Here is a 17078-nt window from a genome sequence, read left to right as displayed (position 1 = left end):
AATTAAGATTATGGAAATGAATTTGTTTATTGCTTACATTGGCATCGCGGTTATGGTTGGTTTGTCGGGCATCGGAAGTGCTTACGGAGTGACTATCGCAGGTAACGCTGCTATCGGCGCATTGAAGAAGAACGATAGTGCATTCGGTAACTTTCTTGTATTGACAGCTCTTCCGGGTACACAGGGATTGTATGGTTTCGCAGGCTACTTTATGTTCCAGACTATCTTCGGCATCCTTACTCCGCAGATAACTGCCATTCAGGCTTCTGCCGTATTGGGTGCAGGTATTGCCCTCGGACTGGTTGCCCTGTTTTCCGCTATTCGCCAGGGACAGGTTTGCGCCAATGGTATTGCAGCCATCGGACAAGGCCATAATGTATTCAGCAACACATTGATTCTTGCTGTATTCCCCGAACTTTATGCTATCGTGGCATTGGCAGCTACCTTCCTTATCGGTAGTGCGCTGGCATAAATGATAAGCTAATGATTTATAAAAACACTTAAGCGTTTTCAGCAAAACGTCTAAGTGTTTTCTGAAAAGACTTAAGCGTTTTCCAAAAACACTTAAGTCTTTTTTTATGCTCTGAAACCTCGTTGTAAACGCTTGTTTGTGCTATTTTGCTTATATTTTTTGTATAAAGTATTATTTTTCAATAAATAATGCGTACTTTTGCACCTGCGTAATAAAAAGAGTTTTAAACATTTATATGGTAAAAGATTTATTAACCCCCGATTATATCTTCGAAGCCAGTTGGGAAGTGTGCAACAAGGTAGGAGGAATTTATACTGTTTTGTCCACAAGGGCAAATACGTTGCAAACTAACTTCCGTGACAAATTATTCTTCATAGGGCCGGATGTGTGGCAAGGAAAAGAAAACCCTTTGTTTATAGAATCTGACAACCTCTGTGCGGCATGGAAAGAACATGCCCTCAATAAAGATAACCTTTCTGTCCGTGTCGGACGTTGGAATATTCCGGGTGAACCCATTGTTATCCTGGTTGATTTTCAGCCTTTCTTTGAGAAAAAGAATGAAATTTATACTGAAATGTGGAATCATTTTCAGGTAGATTCGTTGCATGCTTACGGCGATTATGACGAAGCATCCATGTTCTCGTATGCTGCTGGAAAAGTGGTAGAGAGCTTCTATCGTTATAATCTGACTGAAAATGATAAGGTTGTTTATCAGGCACATGAATGGATGACCGGCTTGGGAGCACTATATGTGCAGTTGGCCGTACCCGAAATAGGGACTATTTTCACTACCCACGCTACCTCTATCGGCCGGAGCATTGCCGGAAACGATAAACCCTTATATGATTATCTGTTTGCCTATAATGGTGACCAGATGGCCCAGGAACTGAATATGCAGTCGAAGCACTCTATTGAGAAGCAGACCGCACATCATGTCGACTGCTTTACGACAGTAAGCGAAATCACTAATAACGAGTGTAAAGAGTTGTTGGATAAGGCAGCAGACGTAGTGCTGATGAATGGCTTCGAGGACGATTTCGTACCTCAGGGAACGGCCTTCACCGGTAAACGCAAACGTGCCCGTTCGCTGATGTTGAACGTGGCCAATAAACTTCTTGGAACCAATATGGGCGATGATACGTTGATTATCGGTACCAGCGGACGCTATGAATTTAAGAACAAAGGAATCGACGTGTTTCTGGAATCTCTGAACCGCTTGAACCGGGACAAAGATTTGCAGAAGAACGTACTGGCATTTGTCAATGTGCCGGGTTGGGTAGGAGAGCCCCGCGAGGACTTGCAGACCCGCCTGAAGAGCAAAGAGAAGTTCGATACTCCGCTTGAAGTGCCTTTCATTACCCATTGGCTGCATAATATGACCCACGATCAGGTGTTGGACATGTTGAAGTATCTGGGTATGGGAAACCGTCCGGAAGATAAGGTGAAAGTGATTTTCGTCCCGTGTTATCTGGATGGAAAGGATGGAATCCTGAATAAAGAATATTATGACTTGATATTGGGAGAAGACTTGAGTGTCTATCCTTCTTATTACGAACCTTGGGGATATACTCCGCTTGAGAGTGTAGCCTTCCGCGTACCTACCATTACGACTGATCTGGCAGGCTTCGGTCTTTGGGTGAACAGCCTGAAGAATCAGCATGGGCTTGATAATGGAGTAGAGGTGCTGCATCGTTCGGACTATAATTACTCAGAAGTTGCCGACGGTATCAAGGATACGATCGCGCTGTTCTCGGGTAAAACGGAAATTGAGGTGAAAGAAATCCGCAAGCATGCGGCGGCTGTGGCCGAACAGGCTTTATGGAAGCATTTCATCAAGTATTATTACGAGGCTTATGATATTGCTTTGCGCAATGCAATGAAACGTCAACTAAACTAAGTATTTATTCATCAACAAGTAAACAATAACATTATGAAAATTAAAGTAAGTAATGTGAATACTCCGAATTGGAAGGAGGTAACTGTAAAGTCACGTGTTCCTGCGGAATTAGAGAAATTATCTGAACTTGCACGCAACATTTGGTGGGCATGGAATTATGAAGCTACTGAACTGTTCAGAGATTTGGATCCGACCCTTTGGAAAGAAGCTGGTCAAAATCCGGTACTTTTGCTTGAACGTATGAGTTACGAAAAATTGGAAGCTTTATCAAAAGATAAGGTTATCCTGAAACGTATGAATGACGTATATGCTAAATTCAGAGACTACATGGATGTGAAGCCAGACGATAAACGTCCTTCTGTAGCCTACTTTAGCATGGAGTATGGTTTGAATCACGTTCTTAAAATATATTCCGGCGGTTTAGGTGTACTGGCCGGCGACTATCTGAAAGAAGCTTCTGACAGCAATGTAGATCTTTGCGCGGTAGGTTTCCTGTATCGCTACGGTTACTTTACACAAACGTTGTCTATGGACGGGCAGCAGATTGCCAATTACGAAGCACAGAACTTCGGTCAGCTTCCTATCGACCGTGTGACGGATGCAGACGGAAAACCGTTGGTAGTGGATGTGCCTTATATGGATTACTACGTACATGCAAATGTATGGAGAGTAAACGTAGGACGTATTTCTTTGTATCTGCTCGATACAGACAACGAAATGAACAGTGAATTTGACCGTCCTATCACTCACCAACTCTACGGAGGTGACTGGGAAAACCGTCTGAAACAGGAGATCCTGTTAGGTATCGGCGGTATGCTGACACTGAAAGCACTGGGCATCAAGAAAGATATTTATCATTGTAACGAAGGACACGCTGCCCTGATCAACGTACAGCGTATCTGCGACTATGTAGCTACCGGTCTTACTTTCGACCAGGCTATCGAGTTGGTTCGTGCATCTTCTTTATATACGGTTCATACTCCGGTTCCTGCCGGTCACGATTACTTTGACGAAGGTTTGTTTGGCAAGTATATGGGTGGCTATCCCTCAAAGATGGGTATCAGCTGGGACGATCTGATGGATCTCGGACGTAACAATCCGGGTGACAAAGGAGAACGTTTCTGTATGTCGGTATTTGCCTGCAACACTTCTCAGGAAGTGAACGGTGTGAGCTGGCTGCATGGAAAGGTTTCTCAGGAGATGTTCTCTTCTATCTGGAAAGGATACTTCCCGGAGGAAAGCCATGTGGGCTATGTGACCAACGGTGTACACTTTCCTACTTGGAGTGCTACGGAATGGAAACAGCTTTATGCTAAATATTTCAACGAAAGCTTCCTGTATGATCAGTCAAATCCGAAGATTTGGGAAGCTATCTATAATGTGCCCGATGAAGAAATCTGGAAGACCCGTGTAACTATGAAGAACAAGCTGGTGGATTATATCCGCAAGCAGTTCCGTGAAACGTGGTTGAAGAACCAGGGAGATCCGTCACGCATTGTATCTCTGTTGGATAAGATCAATCCGAATGCGTTGCTGATTGGTTTCGGCCGCCGTTTTGCCACTTACAAACGTGCTCACCTGCTGTTCACCGATTTGGAACGTCTGTCGAAGATTGTTAATAACCCCGATTATCCGGTACAGTTCCTCTTCACAGGTAAAGCCCACCCGCACGATGGTGCAGGTCAGGGGCTGATCAAGAGAATCGTTGAGATCTCTCAGCGTCCGGAATTCCTGGGCAAGATTATCTTCCTCGAAAACTACGATATGCAGTTGGCCCGCCGTCTGGTGAGTGGGGTTGATATCTGGCTGAACACGCCGACCCGTCCGCTTGAAGCATCCGGTACATCGGGTGAGAAGGCTTTGATGAACGGTGTATTGAACTTCTCCGTGCTCGATGGATGGTGGCTTGAAGGTTACCGCGAAGGTGCAGGTTGGGCATTGACCGAGAAACGTACTTACCAGAATCAGGAACATCAGGATCAGCTCGATGCGGCTACCATCTACAGTATTCTTGAAACAGAAATTCTGCCGTTATATTATGCCCGCAACAAGAAGGGGTATTCAGAAGGCTGGATTAGAAGTGTGAAAAACTCAATCGCTCAGATTGCTCCTCACTATACGATGAAGCGTCAACTCGACGATTACTATAGCAAATTCTACTGCAAGGAAGCCAAGCGCTTCAAAGAATTGTCTGCCAATGATAATGCGAAGGCAAAAGAAATTGCAGCATGGAAAGAAGAAGTGGTTGCCAAGTGGGATTCCATCGAGATCGTTTCAAGAGATAGAGAAGCAGACATTGCACAAGGCGATATCGAAAGCGGCAAGGAGTATACGATTACCATTGTCGTTGATGAAAAAGGATTGAACGATGCAGTGGGACTGGAGTTGGTTACAACTTATACGACTCCGGAAGGAAAACAGCATGTTTATTCGGTAGAACCATTCAGCGTGGTTAAGAAAGAAGGCGATCTGTATACATTCCAGGCTAAACACAGCTTGTCGAATGCAGGAAGCTTCAAAGTATCATACCGTATGTTCCCGAAAAATCCGGATCTGCCTCACCGTCAGGACTTCTGTTATGTGCGTTGGTTTGTCTGATTGGTATGTAAAGTAAAGAGAGATTTACCATAACTATTTGAAAGGCTGTTTTGAAGTGTATACTGTCAAAACAGCCTTTTATTGTTTAATATCGATGTATTATGAGAAGGTTTTTTATTTTCATTGTTTTTGCACTGTGCAGTTTCTGGCAGTTGAGAGCCCAGGCCGATACGGCTTCGTTCCTGTTTGATAAGTATGAAGATGCCCAGGTGGTTCTCAGAGCCGGTGGTGAATTGAAGTCAAAAATGAACTACAATATAGTAGCCAACAAGTTCTATTTTGTAGATCCGCAGGATAAGCAGGTGAAGGAACTTGCCAATCCGGGAGATATTTTGCTGATCAAGATAGGAGAGCGTACGTTTTATCCGGAATCCAACGGAGCCGGAATAGAAATGTTGCCGACAAAACCGGTAGTGTATGTCCAGTATAAAGCATCTGCACGTAAGGAAGCCCCTGTGGGAGCCTATGGCACCCGTTCGGAAACAACGGCAGTTCAGAGTTACGGCTCTGTCATGAGCAATGGACAATCATACCAGTTGCAAGGTGAGAAGATGATTGTCGGCAACCGGCATCATATCTATTGGGTGGAGAAAGATGATAAAATGAAACAGTTCCGCAATTTTAAGCAATTTGCCAAAATCTACTCAAAGCATCGTGCGGAAATTGAGAAATACATTGGAGAGAATAAAGTGAATTTTGAGAATGTGGATCAGATTGTCAAGCTCTGTTCCTATGCCGATTCACTGAAATAGGTTTGGTTTTGAAAGCCCCTGTCCGGGACATTTGTGAAATGAAGAGGCTGTGTCGAAACTCTTTTTACCGCGGAGTAACACAGAGTAGTACAGAGCCTTTTTGTTAATAATCAATAACTTAAAATCGCCTCTGTGTTACTCTGTGTCCTCTGTGGTGAGTTCTGATACAGCCTATTTGTTCAATACTTCTTCCAGTTTGGCTTGGAGCGCTTCTCCGTGCAGGCCACGTGCAAGAATTGTTCCGTCAGCATCAACCAGCATGGTGTGGGGAATACTGTTTACGGCATACAACTGTGCACCTTCGTTCTGCCAGCCTTTCAGGTCGGACATCTGAGGCCAGGTGATGTTTAGCTTCTTGATGGCATCTTTCCATTTATCGGCATCCTGATCGAGAGACACGCCTACGATTTCGAAGTTCTTGCCTTTGTACTTAGCGTAAGCCTCTACGATGTTCGGCATTTCGCGGCGGCAAGGACCACACCAGCTTGCCCAGAAGTCAACCAATACCACTTTACCTTTTCCTACATAGTCGGATAGTTTTACCGGTTTTCCGTCGGGTGTCAGCATCTCGAAGTCGATAAATTTCTGACCGGCAGCAGTCGCTTTCTGCTTTTCGGTAACTTCTTTGATTTTCATAATCAGTTCGTCATTCTGATAGTTGGCAGGTATTTGTTTCAGCAAAGCATCATTCTCTTCGGTAGAGTTTTCATAGAAACTTTGTTTGAACAACATGATACCCACCGGGTTGGTGATGTTTTTCTGTACACCTTCTTTGATAGCCTGGCTGTATGCCTCTTCCAGCTGTGAGTATTCTTTTTGTTTTGCCAACTTCTGATCATCGGTCAGTGTGCTGTCGCCCATAGCCTGGTAGATGGCTGCCTGTTTCTGATCGATCACATTGGTCTTGTTCCGTATCTCCTGATAAGCGTCATTGTTCGGAGTACCGGTTGCCGACTTATTATCTTTAGACAGATTTACGTTGATTTTACCGTTTTCGAGGAAGAAATCTACATATGCTCCGTCACCGTTTTTAGAGTAAGTGATGTAACGGTTCACTGCGGAATCCTGTACGCCTTCGAATGTAAATGTTCCGTTAGCGATGATGGCTGTATCCAGTTTGTTGAACTGTCTGCTTACACGTTCCTGAATAAATACGGTATCGCCGTCGGAAGCGCCTTCCACAGTACCTGTTATCACATAACCGGGTTTGCTGTTATTACAAGATGCTACTCCCAGAGCAACCGCTGCAACAGCCAGATAAGTTAACTTTTTCATTGCTTTAGTATGTTTTATGAATAAATATTTATGCAAAGATAGCCGTTTTTTTTATTCGGAATAGAATTTCTCTGTTATATTAGATTAACATGTATGTACGAATCGGATAAATGTGTACCTTTGCACCCCAAATTAGTATGAATATGCAAGAAAGCAAATCCATTATTGAGGTGAACGGTGTGTCTAAATTCTTCGGAGAGAAGACTGCCCTGGATCATGTGACCCTGAATGTAAAAAAAGGTGAGTTCGTCACCATCCTGGGTCCTTCGGGTTGTGGTAAGACTACTTTGTTACGCCTTATTGCCGGCTTCCAGACTGCTTCGGAAGGCGAAATTAAAATATCGGGGAAGGAAATCACGCAGACTCCTCCGCACAAACGTCCGGTAAACACGGTGTTTCAGAAGTACGCTTTGTTTCCGCATCTGAATGTATATGATAATATTGCTTTCGGGCTGAAGCTGAAAAAGATGCCGAAGCAGACCATTGAGAAGAAGGTAAAGGCCGCTTTGAAGATGGTGGGGATGACGGACTATGAATACCGTGACGTAGATTCGCTGTCCGGCGGACAACAGCAACGTGTGGCTATCGCCCGTGCCATAGTCAACGAACCGGAAGTGCTGCTGCTCGACGAACCGTTGGCAGCTCTCGACCTGAAGATGCGCAAAGACATGCAGATGGAACTGAAGGAGATGCACAAATCATTAGGGATCACTTTTGTATATGTCACCCACGATCAGGAGGAAGCATTGACGCTGAGCGATACGATTGTCGTCATGAGCGAAGGACGAATCCAGCAGATCGGCACTCCCATTGATATTTACAATGAACCTACCAATTCGTTTGTGGCCGATTTTATCGGGGAAAGTAATATCCTGAACGGTGTGATGATACACGACAAACTGGTACGTTTCTGCAATACCAAGTTCGAATGTGTGGACGAAGGGTTCGGCGAAAACATGCCCGTAGACGTAGTGATCCGTCCGGAGGATCTTTATATATTTCCGGTTTCGGAAGCGGCACAACTGGCCGGCGTGGTGCAGTCGTCCGTCTTCAAGGGGGTACATTATGAAATGACCGTCCTTTGCAACGGCTATGAATTTCTGGTACAGGACTATCATCATTTTGAGGTCGGTGCCCTCGTTGGGCTGTTGGTGAAACCGTTTGATATTCATATAATGAAGAAAGAGCGCGTGTGCAATACCTTCGAAGGCAAGCTGATTGACGAAACCCATGTGGAGTTTCTGGGTTGTAACTTCGAGTGTGCTCCTGTTACCGGAATTGATGCCGGCAGCGAAGTGAAAGTGAAAGTCGGTTTCGACAAAGTGATTCTTCAGGATAACGAAGAAGACGGTACGCTGACCGGAGAGGTGAAGTTCATCCTTTATAAAGGCGACCACTATCATCTGACTGTGCTTTCGGATTGGGACGAGAATGTATTTGTAGATACGAACGACGTATGGGACGATGGAGACCGTGTAGGTATCACCATCCCCCCGGACGGTATCAGAGTAATTAAGAACTAATAAAATAAGAGTTAAGAGTGAAAAGATTATCGGTCTTTTTTTCATCACGTAAGAGTTGGACGCTCCCTTACATTATCTTTTCGGCGATCTTCGTCGTTATTCCGCTACTCCTTATTGTGGTCTATGCTTTCACCGATGACAGCGGACATCTGACATTGGAAAACTTTGCGAAGTTTTTTCAGCATCACGAGGCTATCAATACCTTTGTTTATTCCATCGGTATTGCCATCATTACCACTATCGTCTGTATCCTGCTGGGCTACCCGGCAGCCTGGATATTAAGCAACGCAAAGCTGAACCGCTCGAAAACGATGGTCGTATTGTTTATTCTTCCCATGTGGGTCAACATCTTGGTGCGTACGTTGGCAACAGTAGCCCTGTTCGACTTCTTCAGTGTCCCGTTGGGTGAGGGAGCTTTGATATTCGGTATGGTCTATAACTTTATACCTTTCATGATTTACCCTATCTACAACACCCTGCAAAAGATGGATCACAGTTACATCGAGGCTGCGCAGGACTTGGGTGCCAATCCCGTCCAGGTGTTTTTCAAGGCGGTGCTTCCGCTTTCCATGCCGGGAGTGATGAGTGGTATCATGATGGTTTTTATGCCCACTATCTCAACTTTTGCCATTGCAGAGTTGTTGACGATGAACAACATCAAACTGTTTGGTACCACTATCCAGGAGAATATCAATAATAGTATGTGGAATTATGGAGCGGCCCTGTCACTGATCATGTTGTTGCTGATTGCGGCGACTTCTCTGTTCAGCACCGACGACAAAGATAATACGAACGAAGGAGGTGGGCTATGGTAAAGAAGATTTTTGCCCAGACCTATTTGTGGATACTCCTTTTGCTGCTCTATTCGCCTATCGTGATTATTATGATCTACTCTTTCACCGAAGCAAAGGTGTTGGGCAACTGGACCGGATTCTCCACGAAACTGTATTCGTCACTGTTTACTACCGGCACGCACCATTCGCTGATGAATGCGTTGATCAATACCGTGACCATTGCTTTGATAGCGGCTACGGCTTCCACTTTGTTGGGCAGCATCACGGCTATCGGCATCTTCAACCTGAAGGCACGTTCGCGGAAGGCCATCAGTTTTGTGAACAGTATCCCTATTCTGAATGGTGATATTATTACCGGTATTTCCCTGTTCCTGCTGTTTGTTTCGCTCGGCATATCTCAGGGATATACGACCGTGGTATTGGCGCACATCACATTCTGTACTCCATATGTGGTGCTCAGCGTGTTGCCCCGCCTCAAGCAGATGAATCCTAATATTTACGAAGCTGCCCTCGATCTGGGAGCAACCCCGATGCAGGCACTTCGCAAAGTGATTATCCCGGAGATCCGTCCGGGAATGATTAGCGGCTTCATGCTTGCGCTGACACTTTCTATCGATGATTTTGCGGTAACGGTATTTACGATCGGTAACGAAGGACTTGAGACACTTTCCACCTATATTTATGCCGATGCCCGCAAGGGAGGGCTTACTCCGGAGCTGCGTCCCCTTTCGACGATTATCTTCGTGGTGGTGCTGGCATTGCTGATTGTCATTAACCGGCGTGCGGGTAAGGAGAAAAAGTGATGGCCTTTTTGTTTTAAATCGAAAAAGAAGAGAATTTACGAGAATCAAGAAACTGTATAAAGTGCTAATGAACAAACTATTAATAACCCTTTCCCTGGCGATGTCACTTTTGTTTTCCGGTTGTTACAACTCCGGTGAACCTCGCGAGAAGGTATTGAAAATCTATAATTGGGCCGATTATATCGGTGATGGGGTGCTCGAAGACTTTCAGGCATATTATAAGGAGCAGACGGGTGAGGATATCCGCATCGTTTATCAAACCTTTGATATTAACGAAATCATGCTCACCAAGATTGAGAAGGGACACGAAGATTTCGATGTGGTATGTCCTTCGGAATACATCATCGAGCGGATGTTAAAGAAAAACCTGCTGTTGCCCATCGACACTGTTTTTCCCCATTCGCCCGATTACATGAATGACGTATCGCCTTATATCCGTGAACAGATTGATAAACTGAGTCAGCCGGGGCGGATCGCCAGTCATTATGCGGTATGCTATATGTGGGGAACCGCCGGGATATTGTATAATAAAGCTTTTGTGCCCGAAGCCGATGCCGAAAGCTGGGATTGTCTTTGGGACCGGAAATATGCCGGTAAGATACTGATGAAAGACAGTTACCGGGATGCATACGGAACTGCCATCATTTACGCCCATGCCCGTGAACTCGCCGATGGTAAGGTGACGGTCGAAGATCTGATGAACGACTATTCTCCCCGTGCGATGGAGATTGCCGAGAAATATCTCAAAGCAATGAAGCCCAATATAGCCGGTTGGGAGGCAGACTTCGGCAAAGAGATGATGACTAAAAATAAAGCATGGCTCAACATGACCTGGAGCGGAGATGCCAAGTGGGCCATCGAGGAAGCGGATGCGGTAGGAGTGGAGCTGGATTATGCCGTACCCCGTGAAGGAAGCAACATCTGGTATGACGGGTGGGTGATTCCTAAGTATGCCGGTAACCCGAAAGCTGCCAGCTACTTCATCAACTTCATGTGCCGCCCCGACATTGCCTTGCGGAATATGGAAGCGAGCGGTTACGTAAGTGCTGTGGCTTCGCCCGAGATCATGGAAGCGAAAGTGGACACAACTCTTACATATTATTCCGATCTGAGCTATTTCTTCGGACCGGGTGCCGACAGCCTGCAGATTGACAAGATTCAGTATCCGGATTGTGAAGTGGTGGAGCGTTGTGCCATGATTCGTGATTTTGGTGATAAGACGAAAGAAGTTCTTGAAATTTGGTCACGCATAAAGGGCGACAATCTCGGAGTGGGCATTACTATTCTGATTTTTGTGGTAGTGGGACTAATGAGTGGCTGGATGATTTATAAACGGGTACAGCGCTATAAACGTGAGAAGATGCAGAGACGCCGGAGCCGCAGACGGAGGAAGCAAAGATGAGATTAAAGTAACGTTGAAATCTGAATTTTGATAAAAAAATAAAAGAAAATGATGATTTTGTTTCTCAATCTATTGTAAATGTCTATATTTACCGCGTATTAAAGATTTCTGATAGGATGTGTTTTATTTCCAAGGTACTTGTAGAGTAATTTATCTCCTTATTAAGACTTCTCTAACATAACAAATTTTATTAATTGTATTAATTATTTTTTTTCAATGAACATTTTTATTGCAGGCATCAGCTATAATCTTAGCAACGCCGATTTAGGAGAATTATTCGAAGAGTTTGGAGAAGTTATTTCAGCCAAAATTGTCATGGACAGAGAGACTGGCCGTTCTAAAGGATTCGGTTTCGTAGAAATGCCGAATGACGAAGAGGGAAATGCTGCCATCGCAGCACTGAACGAAAAAGAAATAGACGGAAAAACACTTTCTGTATCAGTTGCACGTCCGAGAGAAGAAGGACCGCGTCGTAATAACAATTACGGTGGTGGTAGTCGTGGTGGCTACGGTAACAACCGTGGTGGCGGTTACGGTGGTGGTAATCGTGGCGGCGGCTATGGCGGCGGTCGTGACAGATATTAATCAAAAGAGATTACCAGTCTGTCCAAACAGACTTGAAGGAGAGATGTCCGGGATTTATCCCGGGCATCTTTTTTTATGTGGTGTGTGGCGGGTGTATAATTTTGTGTACTTTCGCCACAGAGTGTGCGGAGGGTACAAAGAAAAATATTTCTTTCAGACGTACTTATAAACAAAGGATTAAAACTCTGTGCCTTCTGTAGCGTGCCCTATTTATATAGACAAACTCCGGAATGAATAAAAAAACTACGGAATATTCGTAAGATATTCGTTTTTATTTTTATCTTTGTATTTATAGAAAAGGAGGGTATATGAAAAATTCCGGGAAATTACTTTTCTTGAGTTCAATTCTGGGGGGAGTATTTTTAGTCTCTTCTTGTTCGGCTGTTCCGAAGATAGAAGAGAAGGACTTATCGGAGCAATGGCCGGTTGTGGCTTCCCGTCAGTGGACCGGTCAGGATTCTGTTGTGGTATGTGATCTAAATGCACTGAAAGATACGATTGACTTACCGCTCAGCTTCTTTGTAGAGGACTTTCGGATCATCAAGTTGGATAACCGCGATGAAGCGATGGTAGGGGTAAGCAATCTATGTGTCTCTGAAAACTACATTCTCGTTTACGGTTCTGTTTATACACTTCATCCCTGCCGGTTGTTTGATAAAAAGGGAAAGTTCATTACCGATATAGGTGCTATAGGGCAGGGACCGGGAGAGTATCGTTCTATATATAAAGCCCGGATTGATGAAAAACATAATTGCATTTATCTGATCCCTTTTGCTAACAGTAATGTTATCTATGTTTACGACTTGAAAGGGAAACCGCTGCCATCCATTCCGCTGCATCGGCCTGTCTCCAAAGCCATGTTCCGGATCAATACGGACAAACGAGAGATTACAGTGGGGGCACTTCCTTTTACCGGATACCCTTTGGTTGCATGGACACAGGATTTTGAAGGAAATCTGTTGGACTCTGTTCCCACACCTAAGCATCTGTTTGTTGTTTCCGATTATAGTAATGATATCGCGTATGGGGCCAATACGGAAGCAGTCGATCTCTATATCTCGACCTTCTGGGAGTTACGCCCTGATACACTTTATCATTATATACGTTCGGAGAGCAGGCTGACGCCCCGCTTTACGCTCGATATCGGAAATCGGAAACGTTCGATGACGATGTATTACGAGTTACCCCGGGTTTATATCGGAAAGTTGGCGGTAGATAAGCAGGTAGGTGACGGACTGTGGGAATCTCAGGATACTTCGTACTTTGTAGTAGATAAGAAATCGTTGCGCGGAACCTTTTTCCGTATAGTGAATGATTTTATGGGAGGTATGCCGGACCGGCTATGGACACCCTGGGCTTTTTACGACAGGCAGTATATACGGCTCGTGGAGCCTGGATCGCTGAAAGCAGAGATCGAAGCCTATCTGAGCGGTATGGCCGGGGAGAGTGCGAATGCCCTGCGGGAGTTTGGTCAGTCGATAGGAGAAGAAGATAATAGTTATGTAATATACGCTAAGCAGAAAGGAGCTCAATAATGAAAAAAGTATTTGGAATCTTGTTGTCGGTTCTGTTGGCCTGCACTTCGTGTGGAGATGGCAGCAGCAAAAGTGAACCTTCGTTTAAAGTATACGATGAATACTCTAAAGAGAAGAAGGTCGAAAAGAAGAATGATATCGGAAAGGCAACCTATATTTTCTGGATAAACAAAGCGGAAGCCAAGAAATTGCGCGGGTTGACTTTTAATATTAAATGTAAAGTCACGATCAACGAAGACGGTAGTATAACGATTCTGGGATATGAAAAAGAACAACCCTACACGGTGACCAAAAGTCTGAAGAAATACCTCAAAACCTTCCGTGTAGACGAGAAAGCTTTGAAAGAAGGAACGGTTAAAACGGGAGATCAGGTCGTTTTTCTGCGTTATGTTGTGCTGAAATAAAAGGCAGTGTTTTTACTGCGAGGATGTGCTGAAATTCACCAAAGGAGATACAGAGTAACACACATTGAATTTTAAGTCATTGATTATCACTATTGATAATCTGTGGCGAAAAGAACTTTTGAGGCAACCCTCTGTGCCTTCTGTGGTGAATCCGGTTGCCGAATGGCCTTAATAAAAAATCCTCCCCGGCAGGACCGGAGAGGATTTTATCGTTTTAATCCTATTTACTAATGATAGATACTGCCGATTATTATTCAGCAGCAGCTTCAGTTGCAGCTTCTTCTGCCGGAGCAGCTTCTTCTGCGGGAGCTTCAGCAGCAGCCTTAGCAGCTTCTTCAGCAGCTTTCTTTTCAGCCAATGCTTTTGCTTTTGCTTCGTTTACTTTCTTTTCAGCTTCCAGACGTGCTTTTTCGTCAGCCTTTTTAGCTTCATCTTCTTTAGCTTTCAGAGCAGCCAGACCAGACTGTTTGTTGTTCTTCCAAGCTTCGAATTTAGCTTCAGCTTCAGCTTCACCGAAAGCACCTTTAGCTACACCGCCAAGGAGGTGTTTCTTCATGTAAACGCCTTCACGAGAAAGGATGTTGCGAACTGTGTCTGAAGGTTGTGCACCTACCAGTACCCAGTGCAAAGCACGTTCGAAATTCAAATCTACTGTAGCAGGATTGGTGTTAGGGTTGTAAGTACCAATCTTCTCTGTAAATTTACCATCACGTGGTGCTCTGCTGTCTGCAATAACGATAGAGTAGAAAGCGTAGCTTTTACGTCCATGTCTTTGCAATCTAATTCTTGTTGCCATTTTAAATAAATGTTTTTAATGAATGATTTGAATTAATGCTATTAACTCGTAATAGCGGGCGCAAAGATAGGGGTTTTGTTTTGATTGACAAAGACTTCCTGTTCTTTTTTATAATAATAACTCCATTCTGAGCTTTTCGTTTGCCGCACTCTATCCCCATTATTTGCCCGCTTTGCGCTGCCAATGCCCCGAACTGACCCGTAACGACGAACTGCTTTGTATGCTGATTTTGCTGAATCAGAGCACTGACGAGATAGCCCTTGCTTTAGGAATTTCGCGTGCCAGTGTCAATTCCGGACGAAGCCGTATCCGCAAGAAGCTAGGATTGGGCAAAGATGAATCGCTTGAAGCCTATTTACAGAATATCCGGAAGTAAGCCGTCCGCTATTCAGGAATACCTCCTCGGATAACGGAATAGAATGGCCAGCAGCGCACAGATACCCATTGTAAACGGATAATACAGGTTTCCGATGATACTGAGCGGAGAGATCTGTGCCAGTCCGGCAGCAATCAGCATTTGTGCTCCGTAAGGGATGATCCCCTGTACGAGGCACGAGAAAGTATCGAGGATACTCGCTGTCTTTCTTCGGTCCAGATGAAACTTCTTCGCGATATCTTTAGCAATCGGTCCGGTAGTGATGATAGCGATCGTATTGTTAGCCGTGCAGAGGTTGGCAATGCTCACCAGTGCGGCAATGCTGAGTTCTGCTCCCCGTTTTCCGTTTACATGCCGGGTCAGTTTGTTAATAATGAAATCTATTCCTCCGTTGTAGCGGATGGTTTCAAGCATTCCACCCGCCAGCAGAGTGATGATGATCAGTTCACCCATTCCGGTAATGCCCGTTCCCATAGCTCCGAACCAATCGAAGAATCCGAGGCTGCCTGTAGCGATACCGATTACACCACTGGTGAAGATACCTATTATCAAGACCAACATTACGTTCATTCCGGCTATGGCCGTTCCCAATACGATAAGGTAAGGAATCACTTTCACCCATTCGATCTCCTGTACCTGTGGCGGAGCAGCTACCGAAAGTCCCTGAAAGATATAGATACCTAATACCACCAGTGCGGCAGGCACTACGATCATGGAGTTTACCCGGAACTTATCACGCATCACGCATTCCTGTGTCTTGGTCGAGGCAATGGTTGTGTCGGAGATGAACGAAAGATTATCTCCGAAGAATGATCCGCCCACTACCACCGCTACCATAAACGGCAGGTCTATGCCGGTTTTTTCCGCCAGTCCGATGGCAACGGGAGTCAGTGCCACGATGGTTCCCACGCTGGTACCGATAGATAAGGAGATGAAGCAAGAAGCCAGAAAAATGCCTGCCAATAAAAGGTTATCCGGCAGAATATGGAGTGTGAGGTTTACAGTGGCATCGATGGCTCCCATCTGCTTGGCACTCTGCGCAAAGGCTCCTGCCAGAATGAATATCCACACCATCAGCATAATATTTTTATTGGAAGCTCCTACCGAGAACTGATAGACGCGTTGTTCCAGATTCAGTCCCCGTGTGATGGCGATGGCATAGCACGACGAGATGAGGAAGGCCACCGTTATAGGAACTTTGTAGAAATCGTTCACCAGGATGGAGGTGACCAGATAGAGGCACAAGAATACGAATAAAGGGCTGAGTGCCCACCAGCCTGAAGTGCTTTTATGTATCTTTTCTTCGTTTATCATTGAATGATTCTTAAAATTTTGAGGTGCAAAGATAGTGAATGATAGGGAGAAAAACGGTAATTTTGCACCGACAATATAAAGATTAACGCTAACCGCTTCATGCATTTAAAAATTTCCGGAGAAGAACGCTGTGAGGCGGGAAGCTTTGGTGCGAGTTAGCAACAGGGGCGGTGCGAAGTGATTCGTGCCGCTTTTTCATGAATATGGGTACTGTTCCTGAAAAAAAATGTCTTTTTGTTTTGCGGGAATAAAAAGAACTATTACTTTTGCCGCCGATAAACAGAGTATTCACCCTTTAAATAATCAGAAAGGGTTTTAATTATGTCAGAGAAATAATATCTTCAAAATTGGAACTGAGTTGACCCGTCGGGAGGATGGGGCTTTGCAACTTTGTTTTTTTATACGCATCGCAATTCTGCTGCTGGCGATGCAGGTTGATTAGTTCCACAATCACGTTTAATTTATTTATTATTCACTTCAATGCTGTGAACAGGATGTGTTATATCCTTTTCTAAAGTATTGGTATCCCGCATATTGTCTGTTACCTGCCCG

The 17078-nt window shown here is 44.7% G+C and carries 14 protein-coding genes and 1 pseudogene; 12 read left to right on the top strand and 3 right to left on the bottom strand.

Features of this window, described 5'->3' with window-relative positions; all coding sequences use genetic code 11:
* Positions 1-10 precede the first annotated feature (10 nt).
* The 4 genes from DBK98_RS17545 to DBK98_RS17530 all read left to right on the top strand — a co-directional run bounded on the left by DBK98_RS17545 (position 11) and on the right by DBK98_RS17530 (position 5719).
* Positions 11-472: a V-type ATP synthase subunit K gene (locus DBK98_RS17545; protein ID WP_002562679.1), complete on the top strand. Its 462-nt coding sequence runs from the start codon at positions 11-13 to the stop codon at positions 470-472.
* Between the two features lie 235 nt (positions 473-707).
* On the top strand, positions 708-2369 hold the full coding sequence (locus tag DBK98_RS17540; protein WP_005778464.1) for a glycosyltransferase: 1662 nt from the start codon (positions 708-710) through the stop codon (positions 2367-2369).
* Between the two features lie 33 nt (positions 2370-2402).
* Positions 2403-4967: a glycosyltransferase family 1 protein gene (locus DBK98_RS17535; protein WP_005806753.1), complete on the top strand. Its 2565-nt coding sequence runs from the start codon at positions 2403-2405 to the stop codon at positions 4965-4967.
* Between the two features lie 101 nt (positions 4968-5068).
* Positions 5069-5719, top strand: a complete 651-nt coding sequence (locus DBK98_RS17530) for a hypothetical protein (RefSeq protein WP_022011607.1) — start codon at positions 5069-5071, stop codon at positions 5717-5719.
* Between the two features lie 171 nt (positions 5720-5890).
* Here DBK98_RS17530 and DBK98_RS17525 read toward each other — a convergent pair whose 3' ends face one another.
* Positions 5891-6994, bottom strand: a complete 1104-nt coding sequence (locus DBK98_RS17525) for a TlpA disulfide reductase family protein (protein ID WP_005778459.1) — start codon at positions 6992-6994, stop codon at positions 5891-5893.
* A 137-nt stretch (positions 6995-7131) separates the two neighbouring features.
* Here DBK98_RS17525 and potA point away from each other — a divergent pair, with 137 nt between their 5' ends.
* The 7 genes from potA (at position 7132) to DBK98_RS17490 (ending at position 14040) form a co-directional block, all read left to right on the top strand.
* A complete protein-coding gene (gene potA, locus DBK98_RS17520; RefSeq protein ID WP_175413988.1) occupies positions 7132-8517 on the top strand; it encodes a polyamine ABC transporter ATP-binding protein in 1386 nt (461 codons plus the stop codon).
* 17 nt (positions 8518-8534) lie between these two features.
* Entirely contained in the window at positions 8535-9332 is a 798-nt protein-coding gene (locus tag DBK98_RS17515; protein ID WP_005778456.1) for an ABC transporter permease, read from the top strand.
* The gene (locus tag DBK98_RS17510) at positions 9326-10114 is read left to right on the top strand and encodes an ABC transporter permease (protein WP_005778454.1); all 789 of its coding nucleotides are present in this window, start codon (positions 9326-9328) and stop codon (positions 10112-10114) included. Before DBK98_RS17515 ends, DBK98_RS17510 begins: the two co-directional genes overlap by 7 nt.
* A gap of 67 nt (positions 10115-10181) precedes the next feature.
* Positions 10182-11516: an ABC transporter substrate-binding protein gene (locus DBK98_RS17505; protein ID WP_032537018.1), complete on the top strand. Its 1335-nt coding sequence runs from the start codon at positions 10182-10184 to the stop codon at positions 11514-11516.
* A 216-nt stretch (positions 11517-11732) separates the two neighbouring features.
* Positions 11733-12101 (top strand): RNA-binding protein, encoded by a 369-nt coding sequence (locus DBK98_RS17500; RefSeq protein WP_005778451.1) that lies wholly within the window; start codon positions 11733-11735, stop codon positions 12099-12101.
* A gap of 308 nt (positions 12102-12409) precedes the next feature.
* Entirely contained in the window at positions 12410-13636 is a 1227-nt protein-coding gene (locus DBK98_RS17495; protein ID WP_032537019.1) for a 6-bladed beta-propeller, read from the top strand.
* Positions 13636-14040 carry a DUF4891 domain-containing protein gene (locus tag DBK98_RS17490; RefSeq protein ID WP_032530025.1) on the top strand — a complete coding sequence of 135 codons (405 nt, stop codon included), beginning with the start codon at positions 13636-13638 and terminating at the stop codon, positions 14038-14040. Before DBK98_RS17495 ends, DBK98_RS17490 begins: the two co-directional genes overlap by 1 nt.
* 250 nt (positions 14041-14290) lie before the next feature.
* Here the strand turns inward: DBK98_RS17490 and DBK98_RS17485 are convergent, their stop codons facing one another.
* On the bottom strand, positions 14291-14836 hold the full coding sequence (locus tag DBK98_RS17485; RefSeq protein WP_005778447.1) for a 30S ribosomal protein S16: 546 nt from the start codon (positions 14834-14836) through the stop codon (positions 14291-14293).
* A gap of 133 nt (positions 14837-14969) precedes the next feature.
* Between DBK98_RS17485 and DBK98_RS17480 the strand changes: the two are divergent.
* A pseudogene (locus DBK98_RS17480) lies at positions 14970-15212 on the top strand (helix-turn-helix transcriptional regulator); the annotation flags it as partial.
* 12 nt (positions 15213-15224) lie between these two features.
* Here DBK98_RS17480 and DBK98_RS17475 read toward each other — a convergent pair.
* Positions 15225-16526, bottom strand: a complete 1302-nt coding sequence (locus tag DBK98_RS17475) for a Na+/H+ antiporter NhaC family protein (RefSeq protein WP_032537020.1) — start codon at positions 16524-16526, stop codon at positions 15225-15227.
* Positions 16527-17078 lie beyond the last annotated feature (552 nt).

Source organism: Bacteroides sp. PHL 2737, assembly GCF_004115325.2.
GTDB lineage: Bacteria > Bacteroidota > Bacteroidia > Bacteroidales > Bacteroidaceae > Bacteroides > Bacteroides hominis.
Note: the sequence above shows the minus strand (reverse complement) of the source record. Positions and strands in the feature narration are given on the sequence as shown.